This is a genomic window from Cellulomonas sp. P24, from assembly GCF_024704385.1.
Lineage (GTDB): Bacteria > Actinomycetota > Actinomycetes > Actinomycetales > Cellulomonadaceae > JAJDFX01.
Genome location: NZ_JAJDFX010000002.1, coordinates 3,431,734 through 3,450,377, shown reverse-complemented (window position 1 = coordinate 3,450,377; position 18,644 = coordinate 3,431,734). Strand labels below are relative to the sequence as shown.

At 72.6% G+C, this 18,644-nt stretch carries 15 protein-coding genes; 4 read left to right on the top strand and 11 right to left on the bottom strand.

Annotation, left to right across the window (positions count from 1 at the left end; genetic code table 11):
* Window positions 1–5: 5 nt before the first annotated feature.
* The 6 genes from gatB to ligA form a co-directional block, all read right to left on the bottom strand.
* The gene (gene gatB, locus LJB74_RS16145; RefSeq protein ID WP_259309500.1) at window positions 6–1,520 is read right to left on the bottom strand and encodes an Asp-tRNA(Asn)/Glu-tRNA(Gln) amidotransferase subunit GatB; all 1,515 of its coding nucleotides are present in this window, start codon (window positions 1,518–1,520) and stop codon (window positions 6–8) included.
* The gene (gatA, locus tag LJB74_RS16140) at window positions 1,517–3,031 is read right to left on the bottom strand and encodes an Asp-tRNA(Asn)/Glu-tRNA(Gln) amidotransferase subunit GatA (RefSeq protein WP_259309499.1); all 1,515 of its coding nucleotides are present in this window, start codon (window positions 3,029–3,031) and stop codon (window positions 1,517–1,519) included. Before gatA ends, gatB begins: the two co-directional genes overlap by 4 nt.
* Window positions 3,031–3,327, bottom strand: coding sequence for an Asp-tRNA(Asn)/Glu-tRNA(Gln) amidotransferase subunit GatC (gene gatC / locus LJB74_RS16135; RefSeq protein WP_259309498.1), 297 nt, complete (start codon window positions 3,325–3,327; stop codon window positions 3,031–3,033). Before gatC ends, gatA begins: the two co-directional genes overlap by 1 nt.
* 98 nt (window positions 3,328–3,425) lie before the next feature.
* Window positions 3,426–3,848: a pilus assembly protein CpaE gene (locus LJB74_RS16130; protein ID WP_259309497.1), complete on the bottom strand. Its 423-nt coding sequence runs from the start codon at window positions 3,846–3,848 to the stop codon at window positions 3,426–3,428.
* 105 nt (window positions 3,849–3,953) lie between these two features.
* Window positions 3,954–5,456 (bottom strand): N-acetyltransferase, encoded by a 1,503-nt coding sequence (locus LJB74_RS16125; RefSeq protein WP_259309496.1) that lies wholly within the window; start codon window positions 5,454–5,456, stop codon window positions 3,954–3,956.
* Between the two features lie 31 nt (window positions 5,457–5,487).
* On the bottom strand, window positions 5,488–7,758 hold the full coding sequence (gene ligA / locus LJB74_RS16120) for an NAD-dependent DNA ligase LigA (RefSeq protein ID WP_396125184.1): 2,271 nt from the start codon (window positions 7,756–7,758) through the stop codon (window positions 5,488–5,490).
* Between the two features lie 111 nt (window positions 7,759–7,869).
* Here ligA and LJB74_RS16115 point away from each other — a divergent pair, with 111 nt between their 5' ends.
* Entirely contained in the window at window positions 7,870–8,190 is a 321-nt protein-coding gene (locus tag LJB74_RS16115; protein WP_259309494.1) for a hypothetical protein, read from the top strand.
* A gap of 7 nt (window positions 8,191–8,197) precedes the next feature.
* Here LJB74_RS16115 and LJB74_RS16110 read toward each other — a convergent pair whose 3' ends face one another.
* From LJB74_RS16110 to LJB74_RS16100, 3 genes are read right to left on the bottom strand one after another with little or no spacing between them, the layout of a single operon-like run.
* Window positions 8,198–9,223 (bottom strand): hypothetical protein, encoded by a 1,026-nt coding sequence (locus LJB74_RS16110; protein ID WP_259309493.1) that lies wholly within the window; start codon window positions 9,221–9,223, stop codon window positions 8,198–8,200.
* On the bottom strand, window positions 9,220–10,377 hold the full coding sequence (gene mnmA, locus LJB74_RS16105; RefSeq protein ID WP_259309492.1) for a tRNA 2-thiouridine(34) synthase MnmA: 1,158 nt from the start codon (window positions 10,375–10,377) through the stop codon (window positions 9,220–9,222). Before mnmA ends, LJB74_RS16110 begins: the two co-directional genes overlap by 4 nt.
* The gene (locus tag LJB74_RS16100; protein ID WP_259309491.1) at window positions 10,377–11,582 is read right to left on the bottom strand and encodes a cysteine desulfurase family protein; all 1,206 of its coding nucleotides are present in this window, start codon (window positions 11,580–11,582) and stop codon (window positions 10,377–10,379) included. Before LJB74_RS16100 ends, mnmA begins: the two co-directional genes overlap by 1 nt.
* A gap of 37 nt (window positions 11,583–11,619) precedes the next feature.
* On the opposite strand from LJB74_RS16100, the gene LJB74_RS16095 reads away from it, so the two are divergent.
* Complete coding sequence (locus LJB74_RS16095; protein WP_259309490.1) at window positions 11,620–12,603, top strand: phosphotransferase family protein; 984 nt, start codon at window positions 11,620–11,622, stop codon at window positions 12,601–12,603.
* A 19-nt stretch (window positions 12,604–12,622) separates the two neighbouring features.
* On the opposite strand, the gene LJB74_RS16090 is transcribed toward LJB74_RS16095, so the two are convergent.
* Both LJB74_RS16090 and LJB74_RS16085 read right to left on the bottom strand, forming a co-directional pair.
* The gene (locus tag LJB74_RS16090; RefSeq protein WP_259309489.1) at window positions 12,623–13,615 is read right to left on the bottom strand and encodes an electron transfer flavoprotein subunit alpha/FixB family protein; all 993 of its coding nucleotides are present in this window, start codon (window positions 13,613–13,615) and stop codon (window positions 12,623–12,625) included.
* A 64-nt stretch (window positions 13,616–13,679) separates the two neighbouring features.
* Window positions 13,680–14,480 (bottom strand): electron transfer flavoprotein subunit beta/FixA family protein, encoded by an 801-nt coding sequence (locus LJB74_RS16085; protein WP_259309488.1) that lies wholly within the window; start codon window positions 14,478–14,480, stop codon window positions 13,680–13,682.
* Window positions 14,481–14,691: 211 nt separating this feature from the next.
* Between LJB74_RS16085 and glgX the strand changes: the two genes are divergently transcribed.
* The gene (gene glgX / locus LJB74_RS16080) at window positions 14,692–16,941 is read left to right on the top strand and encodes a glycogen debranching protein GlgX (RefSeq protein ID WP_396125183.1); all 2,250 of its coding nucleotides are present in this window, start codon (window positions 14,692–14,694) and stop codon (window positions 16,939–16,941) included.
* A gap of 16 nt (window positions 16,942–16,957) precedes the next feature.
* A complete protein-coding gene (locus tag LJB74_RS16075) occupies window positions 16,958–18,628 on the top strand; it encodes an FAD-binding dehydrogenase (RefSeq protein ID WP_259309486.1) in 1,671 nt (556 codons plus the stop codon).
* Window positions 18,629–18,644 lie beyond the last annotated feature (16 nt).

The following is an 18,644-nucleotide window of genomic DNA, read 5'->3' as shown; positions in this document are numbered from 1 at the left end:
GGTGGTCAGGCGCCGGTCTCGATCCGTTCCACCACCAGGGCGCGCACACGGCCGGCGTCCGCCTGGCCCTTCGTCGCCTTCATGACGGCGCCGATGATGGCACCAACGGGCCCGAGGTTGCCCGAGCGGACCTTCGCGACCACGTCCGGCTGGGCCGCGAGCGCGGCATCGATCGCCTCGAGAAGCGGGCCGTCGTCGGACACCACCTCCAGGGCGCGCGCAACGACGACCTGCTCCGGTGATCCCTCGCCGGCGAGGACCCCTTCGAGGACCTGACGTGCGAGCTTGTCGTTCAGACGGCCGGAGTCCACGAGGCCCTGGAGCTCGGCGATCTGCGTCGGCGTGACGGAGAGCTCCTCGAGCTCGACCTGGTCCGTCTTCGCTGTCCGCGCCAGCTCGCCCATCCACCACTTGCGCGCCGCCGCCGGCGCCGTGCCGGCTGCGACGGTCGCCTCGATCAGGTCGATCGCCCCCGCGTTCACGACGTCACGCATCTCGGCATCCGCGAAGCCCCACACGGCCTGTAGACGGTTGCGTCGGGCGACCGGCATCTCCGGCAGCCCGGACCGGATCTCCTCGACCCACTCGCGACTCGGCGCGATGGGCACGAGGTCGGGCTCGGGGAAGTACCGGTAGTCCTCCGCGTCCGACTTCACGCGACCGGCCGTCGTCGTCCCGGTGTCCTCGTGCCAGTGCCGGGTCTCCTGAGTGATCGTGCCGCCGGCGGCGAGGATCGCGGCCTGCCGTGACACCTCGTAGCGCACGGCCCGCTCGACCGATCGGAACGAGTTGACGTTCTTCGTCTCGGTTCGCGTGCCGAGCGGCGAGTCCTGCGTGTCGCGCAACGACAGGTTGACGTCCGCCCGGACGTTCCCGCGTTCCATCCGCGCCTCGGACACGCCCAACGTCCGGAAGATGTCACGCAGGGTCTGCACGTAGGCACGCGCCACCTCAGGAGCACGCGCCCCTGCGCCGGTGATCGGCCGGGTGACGATCTCCACCAGCGGGATCCCCGCGCGGTTGTAGTCGACGAGCGAGTACTCGGCGCCGTGGATCCGCCCCGTCAGCCCTCCGACGTGGGTGTTCTTCCCGGCGTCCTCCTCCATGTGCGCGCGCTCGATCTCGACCCGGAAGATCGTGCCGTCACCGAGCTCGACGTCCAGGTAGCCGTCGTAGGCGATCGGCTCGTCGTACTGCGACGTCTGGAAGTTCTTCGGGACGTCCGGGTAGAAGTAGTTCTTCCTGGCGAACCGGCAGGTCTCCGCGATCGAGCAGTTCAGCGCCAGGCCGATGCGGATCGCGTACTCGACGGCCGTACCGTTCACCACCGGGAGCGCACCGGGGAGCCCGAGCGAGACCGGCGAGACCGCGGTGTTGGGCTCCTCGCCGAAGACGGCCTCCGCGGGGCAGAACATCTTGGTCCGCGTGCCGAGCTCGACGTGCACCTCGATGCCGATCACCGGGTCGAACCGTGCGATGGCGTCGTCGTAGTCGATCAGGTCGACCGTCGGGCTGCTCACTTGCCTACCTCCAGCTCAGGGGCACGATCGAGGATGTGCCCGCCCCAGACGGACTCGAGCGACGCCTCGAGGGCGGCGCCCACCCGGTAGAGCCGGTCGTCCGCCTTGGCGGGGGCGAGGATCTGGAAGCCCACCGGGAGGCCGTCGTCGGACAGCCCGGACGGCAGCGACATGCCGGGTACGCCCGCGAGGTTCGCCGGGATCGTCGCGACGTCGTTGAGGTACATCGCGAGCGGGTCGTCGAGCTTCTCCCCCAGCCGGAACGCCGTGGTCGGCGCCGTCGGCGAGACCAAGACGTCCGCCTGCGTGAACGCGGCCGCGAAGTCCCGCTGGATCAGTGTCCGCACCTTCTGCGCCGAGCCGTAGTACGCGTCGTAGTAGCCGGCGGACAGCGCGTAGGTCCCCAGGATGATCCGTCGCTTGACCTCGGGGCCGAACCCGGCGCCACGCGTCGCGGCCATCACCCGCTCGGCGGTGACGGGACCGTCGGCAGGCTCGACCCGCAGGCCGAACCGCATGCCGTCGAACTTCGCCAGGTTGCTCGACGCCTCGCTCGGCAGGATGAGGTAGTACGCACCGAGGGCGTACTCGAAGTGTGGGCACGAGACCTCGACGATCTCCGCCCCGGCCTGCTCGAGCAACGTGAGGGCCTCGCTGAACCGCGCACGCACCCCTGGCTGGTAGCCCTCGCCGTTGAGCTCGGTCACGACTCCGACACGTACGCCCGTCAGGTCGCCCGTCGCGCCGCGGAGGGCGGCCGCGACCAGCCCCGGGAGCGGCTCGTCGATCGACGTCGAGTCACGCGGGTCATGGCCGCCGATGAGCTCGTGCAGCAGCGCGGAGTCGAGCACGGTACGCGTGACCGGTCCGGCCTGGTCGAGGGAGGACGCGAGGGCGATGAGCCCGTACCGCGACACGGAGCCGTAGGTCGGCTTGACCCCGACGGTGCCGGTGACGGCAGCGGGCTGCCGGATCGACCCACCGGTGTCGGTGCCGATCGCCAGCGGAGCCTCGAACGCCGCGAGCGCCGCCGCCGAGCCACCGCCCGACCCGCCGGGGATCCGGTCGAGGTCCCACGGGTTGTGGGTGTTGCCGTAGGCCGAGTGCTCGGTGCTCGAGCCCATCGCGAACTCGTCCATGTTGGTCTTGCCGAGGATCGGCAGGCCCGCCTGCTTGAGGCGTGTGACGAGCGTCGCGTCGTACGGCGGGATCCAGCCTTCGAGGATCTTCGACCCGGCCGTCGTCGGCATGTCCTTGGTGACCACGACGTCCTTGACCGCGATCGGGACGCCGGCCAGGGGGTGCAGCTGCTCCCCGGCGGCCCGCCGCGCGTCGACACCGCGCGCGGTGACCAGGGCATCGTCGGCGTTGACGTGGAGGAACGCGTGGACCGCGGGCTCCACAGCCGCCATCCGGTCGAGGTGCGCCTGGGTCGCCTCGACGCTCGAGACCTCACCGGAGGTGAGCGCCGCGGCGAGGTCGGCCGCACTGAGCCGTGTCAGGTCGCCCATCACTCCTCCCCGAGGATCTGCGGGACGAGGAACTTGCCGTCCTCGCTGGCCGGAGCGCTGCGGAGCACGTCGGCGATCGGCAGCGACGGCTCGGGCACGTCCGCGCGGAACACGTTCGTCAGAGGCAGCGGGTGGCTGGTCGCCGGGACGTCGGGGGTGGCGACCTCGCTGACCCGCGCGACCGACTCGACGATGACGTCGAGCTCCCCCGCGAGCCGGTCCAGCTCGTCAGGGGTCAGGTCGATCCGGGCCAGTGCCGCCACGCGCGCGACCTCGTCGCGGGAGAGGGTGGACATGGCCACGAGTCTAGAGGGTGCACCGGTCGGTCGGTCCGGCCCTCCGGGCGAACGGCCGTCACGAAGGCACGACCTCCGTCAGGAGGGCACGACGCCCGTCAGGAAGGCACGACGCCCGTCGCGCGGCTGACGAGGTCCAGCACCGCGAGTCCGTACGCCTCGGCGGCCGACGCGGCCGCATGCGCACGTTCGCTGCTCCCGTCGCCGGCGACGACGACGCGGTAGCCGTCGTCGGTGCGCTCGAGCCGGACGAAGGTGGCGCCGAGGATCTCCCGCAGCTGGTCCTCGCGCGGGAGCCACAGCGCCTGGTCCTGGTCGACCGAGTCCAGCGCCCACTCCGTCGTCCCGTTGAACCCGAGCACGGTGCCGGTGGGGTACTCGCGCGGCTCGACGACCATGTCGCTGATCGTGAACACCTGGTCCTGCAGCTCGGGCTGCGGGATGGCGAAGCGGTCGCCCGGCCGGGGGTGCCACGGCAGGCCGGCGAGCTGGAGCGAGGTGGCGAGCTCAGGGGTGATCATCGGTCCAGTATCAGCCGACCGCCGCCGGACGGTCACACTTGCCGGTCAGCCTGCGCAGTCATCCCGGAGTCACCCTGCTCAGTCGCACCGCGCTCACACCGCACGTCACCGCTCGCGGTAGTGGTAACGCTCGGCAGGGACGAACCCGAGCGACTCGTAGAGCCTCCGGGCACCGGAGTTGTCGTCCTCGACCTGCAGGAACGCATGACGGGCCCCCCGACCGGTCGCGGTCTCGAGCGCGACGGCGGTCAGCGTGCGGGCGAGCCCGCGTCCGCGGGCGCGCGGGTCCACCGCGAGGCACGACAGGCCCACCCACTCGTCCGACAGCGCAGCCCGGAGGACTCCGACGACGCCGTCCCGGTCCCACGCAGCGAGATACACCGCCGGTGACCCCGTCACGATGGCCCGCGCGACGTCGATGTCCGCCGGTCGTCCGCCCGTCTTGACCCCGAGCCAGCACGCGAGCCACGCCGCGTCGGGCTCGGAGGTGAGCGTGACCCGCAGGTCCGGGTGCTCCGTGCCCGGTGTCCGGTCGTCCCGCTCGGAGGGCTCCCTGACCAGGTTGTCCGAGTCGATCCCGTCCGAGTCGATCCCGTCCGAGTCGATCCCGTCCGAGTCGATCCCGTCCGGCTCGATCCCGTCCGAGCCGATCCCGTCCAGGTCAGTCCCGTCCAGGTCGATGCCGCCCGGTTCGCCGGGATCGGCGGTTTCTTCGCCCGGGCGGACCGCGACCTCCGTCTGCGGCAGGTCCAGCACCATCACCCACGTTCGCGACGCGATCGCGTACCCCCGCGCGGCGAGCACGCCGTCGAGCGTGTCGTCCCCTGAGGAACGGCACACCCGGACGACCGACGGCTGCCCGGCCTCGCGGTAGCACTGCTCGACGGCGTCGAGGGTCACCTCGAGGGGATGTGCGCCCTCGACGCGTCCGTGAGCGGGTACCGCGCTGTTGGCGCGCCGGGTGAAGCCGCCCGACAGCCCCACCTGCCACCCGGCAATGTCACGCACCTCGATCGGCCGCCAGGTCGATACCTCGACCCGCACGCTCGGCGCTTCCGGAACGTGCCAGGAGTACACGCGTAGGGCGACACCTTCGTGACCCCAGTCCCGCTCCGGGTCACGCCGGAAGCCGAGCCGGTCGTACAGGCGCTGGGCGGTCGTCATCGCGTCGAGGGTCGACAGGACCAGGGCGCCGGCACCGAGTGCGACGGTCTCGCGCATGCTCGCGCGCATCAGCGCCTCGGCGATGCCACGCCGACGGGCCTCGGGTGCGACGCCGAGCATCCGGAGCTCGACCTCACCCGGGCGGGCGACCTCGGCGTACGACGAGCCGGCCGGCGCGAGCGTGATCGTGCCGACGACGACGTCCTCGTCGGGGCCAGGGAGCACCGCGACGAGCAGCGTCGCCTCTCGCGCGCGTCGGGCCGCGTCGCGGAGTTCGTCCGCGTACTCGTCGTCGTCGTTGATCAGGCGGTCCGCGTGATAGGCCTCGGCGGTGAGCGCGCCCGCCGCCGCGACCTCCGAGTCGGTGGCCGCGGTCCGCACGACGACGGCCGTGCGACGTGGTTCTGCGGTGCGGGTCACGATCGGGCTGACGGGTCGGTCCATCGCACCAGTATCGGTGCCCGGACGCCGACGCTCATGTCCCCAGCGACTCGGGGCCGCCGTCCAGGAGCGTGACGAACTCGGCCTCGCTCAGCACGCGGACACCGAGCTCACGTGCCTTCGCCTCCTTCGAGCCGGCGTTCTCGCCGACGACCACGAAGTCCGTCTTCTTCGACACGCTCCCGGCCGCCTTGCCCCCGCGCGCGAGGATCGCCTCCTTCGCCCCGTCCCGCGAGAAGCCCTCGAGCGAGCCGGTCACCACGACGGTCAGCCCCTCCAGGGTGCGCGTGACCGACTCGTCGCGCTCATCGGTCATCCGCACGCCGGCCGCGGCCCATCGATCCACGATCTCGTTGTGCCAGTCCGACTCGTCACCGGTGAACCACTCCTGCACGGCGGCGGCGATCGTCGGTCCGACACCGGCCACCGACGCCAGCGACTCGGTGTCCGCCGCACGGATCGCGGCCAGGCTGCCGAACTCGGTCGCGAGCGCCCGCGCCGCCGTCGGCCCGACGTGACGGATCGACAGGGCGACCAGCACGCGCCACAGCGGCCGCGTCCGTGCCAGCTCGAGCTGCTCGAAGAGCTTCACCGTCGTCGCCGTCGGGACGGAGGGCTTCGTGGCGGTCGCCCGGGTGAAGAAGAACGGCACCTGCTCCCAGACACCTGTCCCGACACCGGCCGTCTTCTTCTCCCGCCAGACGCGGACGTCGGCCAGGTCGTCGGCCGTGAGGTCGAAAAGCCCGCCTTCGTTCTCGAGCACCGGCGTCTGCGGTTCGCCGGGTGCGTCGTCGGGTCGGTTGAGCTCCGGGTCGACCAAGGCGATCGACGCCTCCCACCCCATGGCCTCGATGTCGAGGCCACCTCGCGACGCGAGGTTGAACAACCGCTCGCGGAGCTGGGACGGGCAGCGCCGCGCGTTCGGGCAGCGGATGTCGACGTCGCCCTCCTTCGCCGGCGCGAGCAGCGTCCCGCACGACGGGCAGTGGGTCGGCATCACGAACTCGCGCAGCTCGGCCTCGCGTCCCGCTCGGAGCTCGACGACCGGGCCGAGGATCTCCGGGATGACGTCACCTGCCTTGCGGAGCACGACCGTGTCCCCGATCAGGACGCCCTTGCGACGCACCTCGCTCGCGTTGTGCAGGGTTGCCATCTCCACGGTCGACCCGGCGACGCGCACCGGTTCCATCACGCCGTACGGGGTCACACGCCCCGTGCGCCCCACGTTGACGCGGATGTCGAGGAGCCGGGTGTTGACCTCCTCGGGTGGGTACTTGTAGGCGATCGCCCAACGCGGCGCCCGGCTCGTCGCACCGAGCCGCCGTTGCAGGGCGATCTCGTCCACCTTGACGACGATCCCGTCGATCTCGTGCTCGACGTCGTGCCGGTGCTCACCGAAGTACCGGATCATCTCCTGCACGCCGGTCAGTCCCGGGACCACCCGGGTGTGACCCGAGACCGGCACCCCCCAACCGGCCAGGAGGTCGTACGCCTGCGACTGGCGCGTGAGCTCGCTCGCGGTGGCGCCGGCCCCGCGCAGCGCCCCGATCCCGTGCGCGTACATCCGCAGGGGCCGGGAGGCCGTCACCCGAGGGTCCTTCTGGCGCAGCGATCCGGCGGCGGCGTTGCGCGGGTTCGCGAAGGGGGCCTTCCCTGCCGCCACCTGCGCCGCGTTGAGCTCCTCGAACGGGCCGACGGGGAGGAACACCTCGCCACGGATCTCGATGAGCTCGGGGTGCGTCGAGGGATCCCCGCCCAGGGCCTCCGGGATCGTCTCGATCGTCCGGACGTTGAGCGTCACGTCCTCACCCGTCCGGCCGTCCCCGCGCGTCGCGGCACGGACCAGGCGACCGTTCTCGTACAGCAGGGCGATCGCCAGGCCGTCGATCTTGAGCTCGCACAGGTAGTGCACCTCGGTGTCGCCGATCTCGCGATGCACGCGCTCCGCCCACGCGGCGACGTCGTCGGCGGAGAAGGCGTTGTCGAGGGAGAGCATCCGCTCGACGTGGTCCACGGCGGTGAACTCCGTGGAGAACGTGCCGCCGACCCGTTGCGTCGGCGAGTCGGGTGTGCGCAGCTCCGGGTGCGCGGCCTCGAGGTCCGTCAGCTCTGCCAGGAGCGCGTCGTACTCGCCGTCGCTCACCGTCGGGCTGTCACGCACGTAGTACGCGAACTGGTGGTCGCTGATCTCGTCGACCAGCTCCGCCCAGCGTCGACGGGCTGCGGCGTCGGGGGTCACGGGGGCATCCGCGCGCGGCTTCGTGGTCACCGGTCCATCATGCCGTCCACCACGGACACGCTCCATCGAGGCTCAGCTCCCGCGAGGAACGCCGGTCCGGTCGGCATCCGATGCCATCGCGTGTGGCGGGACAGGGGCGTAACGTGAAAAACACTCGACACGACGGAGGTCTCCACCATGACGCCGAAGCACAAGGCTGAACCCGGCAAGGCCCCGACCGACGCGGCGAAGTGGGACGCCGACCAGATCGCCGAACCACCCGCAGCACCCCGCGTACCCGACACCCCCGACACCGCCACCGACGCCGAGAAGTGGGACGCCGACCAGATCAGCGAACCTCCCACGGCACCCCGCGTACCCGACACCCCCGACACCGCCACCGACGCGGCGAAGTGGGACGCCGACCAGATCGCCGAACCACCCGCGGCACCCCGCGTACCCGACACCCCCGACACCGCCACCGACGCCGAGAAGTGGCGCACCGACACGACGGGCTAGAGGGACATCACCCGGCGGCGATCTCGGCGAGCTCCCGCGCCGTGACGACGAGGTCGGCAAGCTCGCGGCGGGCACCCTCCGGGCCTCCTGCCGGTGGCGTCGCGGGGTCCGGCAGGACGACGACCTCCGCGAGGCCGCCGACCGGCAGCCCCACCTCGCGCCAGGGGCGGTGCAGCACGCGCGCCTGCGACCCGGTTCTCGCCGAGCGGCCGTCGCTCGCCCCACTGCGCCCGGGGACCGCTGCCCAGAGCGGGATCCCGGCCTCGACCGTCTCGGCGACCCGTTCCCACCCCTGGCGTCCGACCTGTCCCACCGCGAGGGCGACGGCGTCCGCCCCCGCCGACACGGCCGTCCCGACGGTCGTCCAGGCCGGCCCCACGTCGATGACCACCTGACTCCCTGACGCCTCCCGCGCCGCGTCCACGAGCATGCTCAGCAGCTCGGCCGCTGCGGGTGCCGGCACCGAGCGGAGCATCGCGCGGCCGGAGAACGACGGGACGGCGCCCGCGATCACCGCCGCGAGGTCGTGCTCGTCGACCAGGACGACGACCTGCGCACCGGGGACGTGGCCCCGGAGGCGGTCGACGTGCGCGGCGATCCCGACGCCGAGGGACTCCGTGAGCTCCCGCACCGCACCCGTGTCCGAGACGACGCGGTCGCCGCGGGCGAGGTACAGCGTCGCCGCCAAGGTCAACGGCCCGACGACCGGCACGACGATCCGGCCGGCATAGCCGAATGCGGCGACGGCGAGCGCGTCCAGGTCCTCACCGACGACGGACCGCGCACGGTCGAGATCACGCCCCGGCCGGTCCGCGAGCGCCCACCCGTGCACGCCGAGCTCGGTCGGCATGTCCACGAGCAGCGCAGCCGCGCGTCCGACCGGATCAGCCCACGGTCCACGGCCGTGCGGGTTCACGGCGAACGGGATCCCTTCAACCCCTTCGGGTGCGGATGTGAGCTCACCGACGACGACCGCCTGCGCCTCACGGACGTCGGACGCGGGCCAGGAGCCCGTCCCGCTGACGCCGGTCACCCCGCGACCGCGACCGGTGCCGCGTGCCGCGAGGTGCGGGTCACCGTGGCCTGCGCGAGCACGCGCGTGCCGTCGTACAGCACCACCGACTGCCCGGGGGCGACACCGCGCAGCCGACCGTCCACGGTGATCTCGAGGTGCCCACCGGCCGTCGAGCGGGCCTGCGCCGCGACGGCGTCGCCGTGCGCGCGCACCTGGGCGAGACACACGAGCCACTCGCCCGGCTGATCGCCCTCGGCACCGCCGGCGCCGAGAACCGCCGCCGAGCTGCCGAACAGCACCGCGTCGTCGGCGACGATGACGTCGACGTCGAGCAGGTCACCGGAGCCGACCACGACGGTGTTGCTCACCGGCTCGACCCGGAGCACGTAGCGCGGCTTGCCGTCGGCCGCCGGGTGCCCGATCGACAGCCCCCGGCGCTGGCCGACCGTGTAGGCGTATGCGCCCTCGTGGGTACCCACGACGCGCCCGGTGGTGTCCACGACGTCGCCGGGACGCGCGCCGAGCCGCTCGCGCAGGAACCCCTGCGTGTCGCCGTCGGCCACGAAGCAGATGTCGTAGGAGTCGGGCTTGGCGGAGACGCCCAGCCCGCGTGCCGACGCCTCGGCACGGACCTCATCCTTCGACGCGACGTCGCCGAGCGGGAACAGGACCCGCCCGAGGCGTTCCTCCCCCATCACGGCGAGCACGTACGACTGGTCCTTCGCCAGGTTCGCCGACCGGTGCAGCTCGTGCACCGGACCGTCCGGCGTCGCGACCGTGACCAGCCGCGCGTAGTGACCGGTGCACACGGCGTCGAAGCCGAGCGCGAGCGCCTTGTCGAGGAGCGCCTCGAACTTGATGTGCTCGTTGCACCGGACGCACGGGTTCGGTGTGCGCCCCGCCGCGTACTCGGAGAGGAAGTCCGCCACGACGGTGTCCTCGAACCGCTCGGACAGGTCCCAGACGTAGAACGGGATCCCCAGGACGTCGGCCGCGCGCCGCGCATCGCCTGCGTCCTCGATCGAGCAGCAGCCTCGCGAGCCGGAGCGGAACTGGTCGCGGTTGCGCGACAGGGCCATGTGGACGCCGACGACGTCGTGTCCGGCGTCGACCGCACGTGCGGCGGCGACAGCCGAGTCGACCCCGCCGGAGAGCGCCGCGAGGACACGCATCAGCGTGACCCTGCCGTCGTCCGGCCGGCCAGCCCGGCGGCCTGGGCGCGTTCGACGACCCCGGGCAGGACCTCCACGAGGGCGTCCACGTCCCGGCTCGTCGAGGTGTGGCCGAGCGTGAAGCGGAGCGCACCGCGTGCGTCGTCCTCCTCGACGCCCATCGCCAGGAGCACGTGGCTCGGGCGCGGGACGCCGGCCTGGCATGCGGACCCCGTCGAGCACTGAACGCCGGCGGAGTCGAGCAGGTAGAGCAGCGAGTCGCCCTCGCAGCCGGGGAACGTGAAGTGCGCGTTGGCCGGCAGCCGGAGGTCTGCGTCGACAACGGGGTCCGGGCCGCGCAGGACCGCGTCGGGGACGCAGGCCCGGACCCGTGCGACGAGGTCGTCGCGCAACGCGGCGAGACGTTCGGCCGCGGCCGGGCGTTCCGCCACGGCGAGCTGCGCGGCGACCGCGAACGCGACGGTGGCCGGGGCGTCGAGGGTCCCGGACCGGATCCCCCGCTCCTGGCCGCCACCGTGCAGCACCGGGGTCAGGTCGAGGCCGCGCCGGGCCAGGAGCGCACCGACGCCGTGCGGCCCGCCGACCTTGTGCCCGGCCACGGTCATCGCGTCGAGACCGGACGATGCGAAGTCCACCGGGACCTGCCCCACGGCCTGGACCGCGTCGCTGTGTACCGGGATGCCGTACCGATGGGCGAGCGACACGACGTCCGTCACCGGCTGCAACGCCCCGACCTCGTTGTTCGCCCACATCACGGACACGAGTGCGACCTGGTCGCCATGTGCGCGCAGCTCGTGGTCGAGCGCCTCGAGGTCGAGGACACCACGGGAGTCGACGGGGAGGAGGACGATCTCGGCGCCGGCGTGCTCGGCCATCCAGAACGCCGGGTCGAGGACGGCGTGGTGCTCGACGGCGGACACGAGGATCCGGCGTCGTGCGGGGTCCTGGATGCGACGGGACCAGAACAGCCCCTTGACCGCCAGGTTGTCGGCCTCGGTCCCGCCACCCGTCAGGACGACCTCGCTCGGACGCGCGCCCAACGCGAGCGCGAGTGACTCGCGGGACTCCTCGACGCGACGCCGGGCCGCGCGGCCGGCCGCATGCAGCGACGACGGGTTCCCGGTCGACGTCAGCTCCTGCGTCATCGCATCGACCGCGGACGGGCGCATCGGAGTCGTCGCCGCGTGATCGAGATAGGCAGTCACGCACTCCAGTCTACGAATGCCCTGGCAGGATATGGACGTGACCGCCGACGACGCCCAGGCACCCCCGCTCGCGTTCAGCGGGCAACGGCTGGACTGGCGCGACCTTCCTCGGCACGTGCGATCGCGGATCGCGGAGCTCGCCGGCGCCCCTGTCACCGCCGAGATCGGCGCCACCACCGGGTTCAGCCCGGGGTTCGCGGCCGTGCTCGAGTTCGCCGACGGCAGGCAGGCGTTCGTCAAGGCGGTCTCCCCCGAGCAGAACCCGGACTCGCCGGACCTCTCCCGTCGGGAGATCCGCGTCGCCCGCGCCCTGCCGGCAGAGGTGCCGGCCCCCCGGATGCTCTGGTCGGACGACGACGGCGAGTGGGTGCTCGTGGCGTTCGAGGTCGCGCACGGACGCGCACCGGAGCAGCCGTGGCGCGACGAGGACCTCGCCCAGGTGCTCCACGCCCTCACGGCGCTCGCGCACGTCGAGCTGCCGCAGCCGTGCACGCTGCCGCGCTACGAGGAGGAGATGGCGCCGGCGTTCACCGGATGGCGCACGATGCTGCGGAGCCCGGACGTCGCACGGATCACCAGCGCCGTCGATGTGGGTGAGCTCGGGGCGTGGGCGGCTGCGCACATCGACGAGCTCGCCGGGTGGGAGCTGGACGGGCTGCAGGCGCTTGCCGGTGACTCCCTGGTCCACGGGGATCTCCGCGCCGACAACATCATCCTCGACGGCGCGCACACGTGGTTCATCGACTGGCCACATGCCGCGCAGGGAGCGGCCTGGGTCGATCTCGCCTTCATGCTCCCGAGCGTGGCGATGCAGGGCGGCGGCGATCCTCAGCAGATCTTCTGGGCGCACCCCGCGTCCGAGGGTGTCCCGCCAGCTGCGTTGCGTGCCGCGCTCGCCGGTCTCGCCGGCTACCTCGCGGCGGGCTCGTTCGCGCCGGCCCCCCTCGGCATCCCGAACCTCCGGGCGTTCCAGCGTGCCCAGGCCGTCGCCGCGCTCAGCTGGCTCCGCGAGCTGTCCTGACCCGCACCGCAGGCGCCGGTCAGCCGCGCAGGCGCCGAAGCTCCTCGACCGCCTGCGGGAGCACGGTGAACAGGTCCCCGACGATCCCGAGGTCCGCGATCTCGAAGATCGGCGCCTCGGGGTCGGAGTTCACCGCGACGATCGTGCCCGCCGACTGCATCCCGCCACGGTGGTGCACCGCACCCGACACCCCGACCCCGATGTAGAGGCGCGGTGCGACCGTCACCCCGGTCTGGCCGACCTGCGCGTCTCGGTCGATCCACCCCTCGTCCGTCGCGACCCGGGTGGCACCGACCGCACCGCCGAGCAGGTCGGCGAGCTCCTCGACAGGTCCGAAGTCACCGTTCGTCCCTCGACCGCCGACCACGACGACCTGCGCCGCACCGAGATCGGGACGACCGGAGGCCGTGCGCTCCGTCCGCGAGACGAGCGTCTGCCGCGTCGCCCCGGCACCGACCTCGACCACGTGGGTCACCACCGCGGGAGTCGTCGGGAGGGAGGCGGGCTCGGCCTGAGCCGCATTGGCCTTGAGCAGGACGACCGCGATCGGCACGGTCACGACGCACCGCGTGTTCCACGTCCCGGCAAAGACCGTCTTGTCGGCGACTGCCGCGCCGTCGTCGTCGAGCTCGAGACCGGTGGCGTCGGTGACGACGCCGGCGCCGGTCGCGACCCCGAGCCGCGCCGCGATCTCCTTGTTCTCGAAGCTCGACACCCCGAGCACGAGACGCGCACCTGTCGCCGCGACGACGGCCGCGAGCGCCTCCGCCACCACGGGCGTGAGGTGCGGGTCGGCGGTGCCGACGTCGACATGGTGCACCGAGACTGCTCCCTGCTCCCCGAGCGCGGCGAGCGCCAGGGCCGGTTCACCCCCGATCCAGACGCCCTCCACGACCGCGTCCGGCGCGAGCCCGCGGGCGAGCGTGAGGAGCTCGAGCACCGCAGGGCGGAGCGTGCCGTCCGCGGCGTGGTCGAGCAGGACCAGGACGGGCCCGGCGGGCGATCCGGTCATCGGTGCACTCCTTGTAGCAGTCAGGTGGCGCCGGACGGCGCACGGGGAGGACGGCTCGGTGCCGTCAGACGAGCTTGTTGTCCACGATGTAGGCCGCGAGCGTGCGACCGGCCTCACCGTCGTCGGTGATCAGCACGCGGTTCTCGCGGGCCGGACGCGCCGTGGCGGCGAGCACGCGGGTCCGTGCACCGGACGACCCGACAGCGGTCGGATCGACACCGAGGTCGGCGAGCGCGAGCGTCGTCACGGCCTTCTTCCGCGCCGCCATGATGCCCTTGAAGTTCGGGTACCGGGGCTCGTTCGCCTGGTCGGTCACGGACACGAGCGCCGGCAGCCCTGCGGAGAGCACCTCGGTCGCGTGGTCGAGCTCTCGCCGGACGGTGAGTCGGAGACCTTCCGGTCCCTCGTCGACCTCGATCTCGCTCGCGAGGGTGAGCTGGGCGAGCCCGAGCTCGGCCGCGAGCGCTGCCGGCAGCATCGACGTCAGGCCGTCGAGACCCGCCATCCCTGTCACGACGAGGTCGACCGGCCCTTCCTGCTCGATGACCCGGATCGCGGCGGCGAGCACCGCTGCCGTGCCGAACACGTCGGAGCCGGCGAGTGCGTCGTCGACGACGTGCACGGCCTCGTCGGCCCCCATCTGCAGGCCCCGACGGACCGCGTCCACCGCGTCGGCAGGTCCGACCGTGAGCGCGACAACCTCACCACCGTGCGCCTCGGCGAGGGTCAGGGCCGCCTCGAGCGCGTTCTCGTCGAGCTCGTTGAGTGTCCCGTCACCACCGTCGCGGACCACGCGGCCGTCGTCGCCGATCGTCCGTTCCGACTGGATGTCCGGCACGTGCTTGACGCACACCACGATCTTCATCCTGCGTCCTTCCGTCCAGGGAACCACCCGGTGCCCGCTCGATCGACGAGCAGTCCCGACCGCACCGACACGCGCGTGGACCGGGCTCCCGGTCGAGAGGCTACCGCGCGGCGTGCCGTGAGCCGGATCTCGTGCGGCATGCGAACCCGCATGCTGAGACGGCCCCGGGCCGGCACAGGAGGACGAGCGGAGATGAGGGACAATGCTCCGGGTGAGCTCCCCCTCGCAGCGCCCCCGTCGCCGCCCCGTTCCGCGTCTCGGCGTCCGGCTGTCCGACGACGGGATCGACGTCGCCGTGTTCGCGTCCCACGCGACCGGGGTCGACCTGTGCCTGATCGACGGGTCGGAGACGTCCTCCGACCCGACGACGTGGACGGAGCGGCGTGTCCCTCTCGACGGACCCGAGCTCGGTGTGTGGTGGGCCCACGTCCCCGGTGTCCGGGTCGGCCAGCGGTACGGGTTCCGGGTGCACGGCCCGTGGGAGCCGGCGTCCGGACAGCGTCACAACCCCGCGAAGCTGCTCGTGGACCCCTATGCCCGCGGGCTCGTGGGCGAGCTCGGGTACGGCCCGGAGACCTACGGGCACGTGGTCGACGACGACCTCGCCGGTGACCCCGCAGGTCCGGCCGATCCGCGCGACTCACGCGGATCGGTCCCGCTCGGCGTCGTCGTCGACACCAGGTACGCGGCGCGTCGGCCACCGCGGCCGCACGTCCCCTGGTCGCAGACGGTCATCTACGAGGCGCACGTCCGGGGGCTGACGATCGGGTTCCCGGGGGTTCCTGCGGACCTCCGCGGCACCTACGCCGGCCTCGCGCACCCGGCCACGATCGCGCACCTGCAGTCCCTCGGTGTCACCACGCTCGAGCTCCTGCCGATCCAGGCCTCGGCCTCCGAGCCCCATCTCGTGCAGAAGGGTCTGACGAACTACTGGGGGTACAACACCCTGGGGTTCTTCGCGCCGCACGCCGCCTACGCCACGGCTGCGGCCCGGGAGGCGGGCGCCGGGGCCGTCCTCGCCGAGGTCAAGGGCATGGTCGACCGTCTGCACGAGGCCGGTATCGAGGTCGTTCTCGACGTGGTCTACAACCACACGGCCGAAGGGCCGGTCGAGGGCCAGCACCTCTCGTGGCGCGGCCTGGACAACCCGGCGTACTACCTGCACGACGGCTGGTACCCGGCGACCCTGGCCGACGTCACGGGCTGTGGGAACTCCCTCGACTTCCGCCGTCCGCAGGTGGTCCGCACGGCTCTCGACTCCTTGCGCTACTGGACCGAGGCGGTCGGGGTCGACGGCTTCCGGTTCGACCTCGCCGTCACGCTCGCCCGTGGCGCGGACGGCTTCGATCCCGGGCACCCGTTCCTCATGACGTTGCAGACCGCACCGAGCATGCACGGGATCAAGCTCATCGCCGAGCCGTGGGACGTGGGTCCGGGAGGGTGGCAGACGGGCCGGTTCCCGCCGCCGCTCGCGGAGTGGAACGACCGGTTCCGGAACGCGGTGCGATCGTTCTGGCTCGCCGATCCGGCGCAGGCGGCCCACGGGTTGCCCGGTCACGGCGTGCGCGAGCTTGCGACCCGGCTGGCGGGCTCCGCGGACCTGTTCGGCTACAGCGAGCCGCCCGGCATCCGTGGCCCGATGGCCTCGGTGAACTACGTGACCTCGCACGACGGCTTCACGATGGCGGACCTCGTCGCCTACGACCACAAGCACAACCACGCCAACGGCGAGGCGAACCGGGACGGCAGCAACGACAACCGGAGCTGGAACCACGGCCTCGAGGGACCGGTCCGCGTCGACTCCCTCGGCGCGGAGATCCTCCCGCTGCGTCGGCGGTCGATCCGCAACCTCATGAGCACGCTCCTGCTCTCGGCCGGCACGCCGATGCTCACGGCCGGCGACGAGCTCGGCCGCACGCAGGGCGGCAACAACAACGCGTACTGCCACGACTCGCCCGTCTCGTGGGTCGAGTGGGACCTCACGGAGTGGCGGGGCAACCTGCTCGCGACCACCCGCCACCTGCTCGCGCTGCGACGGGACCATGCGGCGCTGCAGGGCACCAGGTTCTTCGTCGGCCGCCCGTGGGCCGAGGGCACGCGGCGCGACCTCTCCTGGTTCGCCGCCGACGGCACCGCGCTGGACCACGGGCGGTGGCACGACCCCCAGGTCCGGACGATGCAGATGCTGCGCAGCGCCCCTGCCCACCCCGGTCGGCCCGTGAGCCCCGACGCCGGCGAGTCCGCGGTCCTGGTCGTCGTGAACGGTTCGCTCGACGAGGCCGAGGTCGTGCTCGCCGACGATCGGCCGACGACCTGGGAGCTGGTGTGGGACAGCACGTGGGAGCACCCGGCGGAGCGGGACGCCGTCGCGTCGGCCAACGGTGGCGTCCTGGCCGAGAACGGCAGCGCGGTGACCGTGGAACCGCTCTCGGTCCGGGTGTACGTCGCTCAGGAGTCCTGAGAGCTAGGGTGCGTCCATGCACCTGCGCAGCGACGTGGTGGTCGTCGGTGCCGGTCTCGCGGGGCTCGTCGCGACAGCCGAGCTGACCGGCGCCGGTCATCGTGTCGTGCTGCTCGAGCAGGAGCACCGGTCGAGCCTCGGCGGCCAGGCCTGGTGGTCGTTCGGCGGCCTGTTCATGGTGGGGTCCCCGGAGCAGCGACGCCTCGGGATCCACGACTCGGTCGACCTGGCTCTCGCCGACTGGCTCGGTTCTGCCCAGTTCGCGACGGACGGGTCGGACGACCTGTCCCGCGCCTGGGCCGAGGGGTTCGTCGACTTCGCCGCGGGTGAGATGCGCAGCTGGCTGCACGCGCGCGGGGTCCGGTGGTTCCCGGCGGTCCAGTGGGCGGAGCGCGGCGGATACCTCGCCGACGGCCACGGCAACTCGGTCCCGCGGTTCCACGTCACCTGGGGCACCGGTCCGGGTCTGCTGGAGCCGTTCGTCCGTGCGTTGCTCGACGCGCACCGTGCCGGACTCGTCGACGTCCGGTTCCGGCACCGGGTGCGTGCGCTCGAGGTGCAGGACGGTCGCGTCATCGGTGTGCGGGGCGATCGTCTCGCCTCGGACGCCTCGCCCGAGCGGGGCGCGCCGAGCTCACGCGACGTCGTGGGCGAGTTCTCGATCGGTGCGGACGCCGTCGTGGTGACGTCCGGTGGCATCGGCGCCGACCACGAGCTCATCCGTGCCTCGTGGCCCGCAGCCCACGGGACGCTGCCTGCGCGGATGCTCTCCGGCGTGCCCGACCACGTCGACGGCTCGATGATCGCGGCCGTGCGCGAGGCCGGCGGGGCGGTCGTGCACGCCGACCGGATGTGGCACTACCCCGAGGGCGTCGCGAACCACTCGCCGGTGTGGTCGCGTCACGGCATCCGGATCCTGGCCGGCCCGAGCTCACTGTGGCTCGATGCCGACGGGCACCGCCTGCCCGCGCCGCTGTTCCCCGGCTTCGACACGCTCGGTGCCCTGCGTCACCTCACCGAGCGCGGGGACGACCACTCGTGGTTCGTGCTCAACCGGGCGATCCTCGGCACCGAGTTCGCGCTGTCCGGATCGGAGCAGAACCCGGACCTCACCGGCAAGGACGTCCGTGCCGTGCTGCAGCGGGCGTTGCCGGGGGCCGTCGGACCGGTGGAGAGGTTCGCCGAGCTGTCACCCGAGTTCGTCTGGGCCCGCACACCGGAGGAGCTCGCCGCGGGGATGAATGCGCTCACCGGGACGGACCGTGTCGATGCCCGGTCCCTCGCGGCGACGATCGCGGCGAGGGACCTCCAGGTGCGGACCGGTCTCGGCAAGGACCTGCAGGTCATGGCCGCGGCGTCGGCACGTCGCTACGTCGTCGACCGCCTGATCCGGGTGGCGCGCCCCGCCCCGCTCCTGGAGCCGGACGACGGCCCACTCCTGGCGGTGCGGCTGTCCGTCCTGACCCGGAAGACGCTCGGGGGTCTGGCGACGGATCTCTCCGGTCGGGTCCTGCGGACCGACGGCAGTCCGGTCACGGGGCTGTGGGCGGCCGGGGAGGCGGCGGGGTTCGGGGGCGGCGGGATCCACGGCTACCGGGCGCTCGAGGGGACGTTCCTCGGGGGGTGCCTCTTCTCGGGGCGCACCGTCGGCCGCGACGTCGGCTCGGTCCTGTCGGTGCACCGGTGAGATGCGCCTCAGGGGC

Coding starts and splice junctions, on each gene's coding strand:
- gatA (WP_259309499.1), bottom strand. CDS start 3,031: ATGGGCGACCTGACACGGCTCAGTGCGGCCGACCTCGCCGCGGCGCTC.
- gatC (WP_259309498.1), bottom strand. CDS start 3,327: ATGTCCACCCTCTCCCGCGACGAGGTCGCGCGCGTGGCGGCACTGGCC.
- LJB74_RS16130 (WP_259309497.1), bottom strand. CDS start 3,848: ATGATCACCCCTGAGCTCGCCACCTCGCTCCAGCTCGCCGGCCTGCCG.
- LJB74_RS16125 (WP_259309496.1), bottom strand. CDS start 5,456: ATGGACCGACCCGTCAGCCCGATCGTGACCCGCACCGCAGAACCACGT.
- ligA (WP_396125184.1), bottom strand. CDS start 7,758: ATGGAGCGTGTCCGTGGTGGACGGCATGATGGACCGGTGACCACGAAG.
- LJB74_RS16115 (WP_259309494.1), top strand. CDS start 7,870: ATGACGCCGAAGCACAAGGCTGAACCCGGCAAGGCCCCGACCGACGCG.
- mnmA (WP_259309492.1), bottom strand. CDS start 10,377: ATGCGTGTCCTCGCGGCGCTCTCCGGCGGGGTCGACTCGGCTGTCGCC.
- LJB74_RS16090 (WP_259309489.1), bottom strand. CDS start 13,615: ATGACCGGATCGCCCGCCGGGCCCGTCCTGGTCCTGCTCGACCACGCC.
- LJB74_RS16085 (WP_259309488.1), bottom strand. CDS start 14,480: ATGAAGATCGTGGTGTGCGTCAAGCACGTGCCGGACATCCAGTCGGAA.
- LJB74_RS16075 (WP_259309486.1), top strand. CDS start 16,958: ATGCACCTGCGCAGCGACGTGGTGGTCGTCGGTGCCGGTCTCGCGGGG.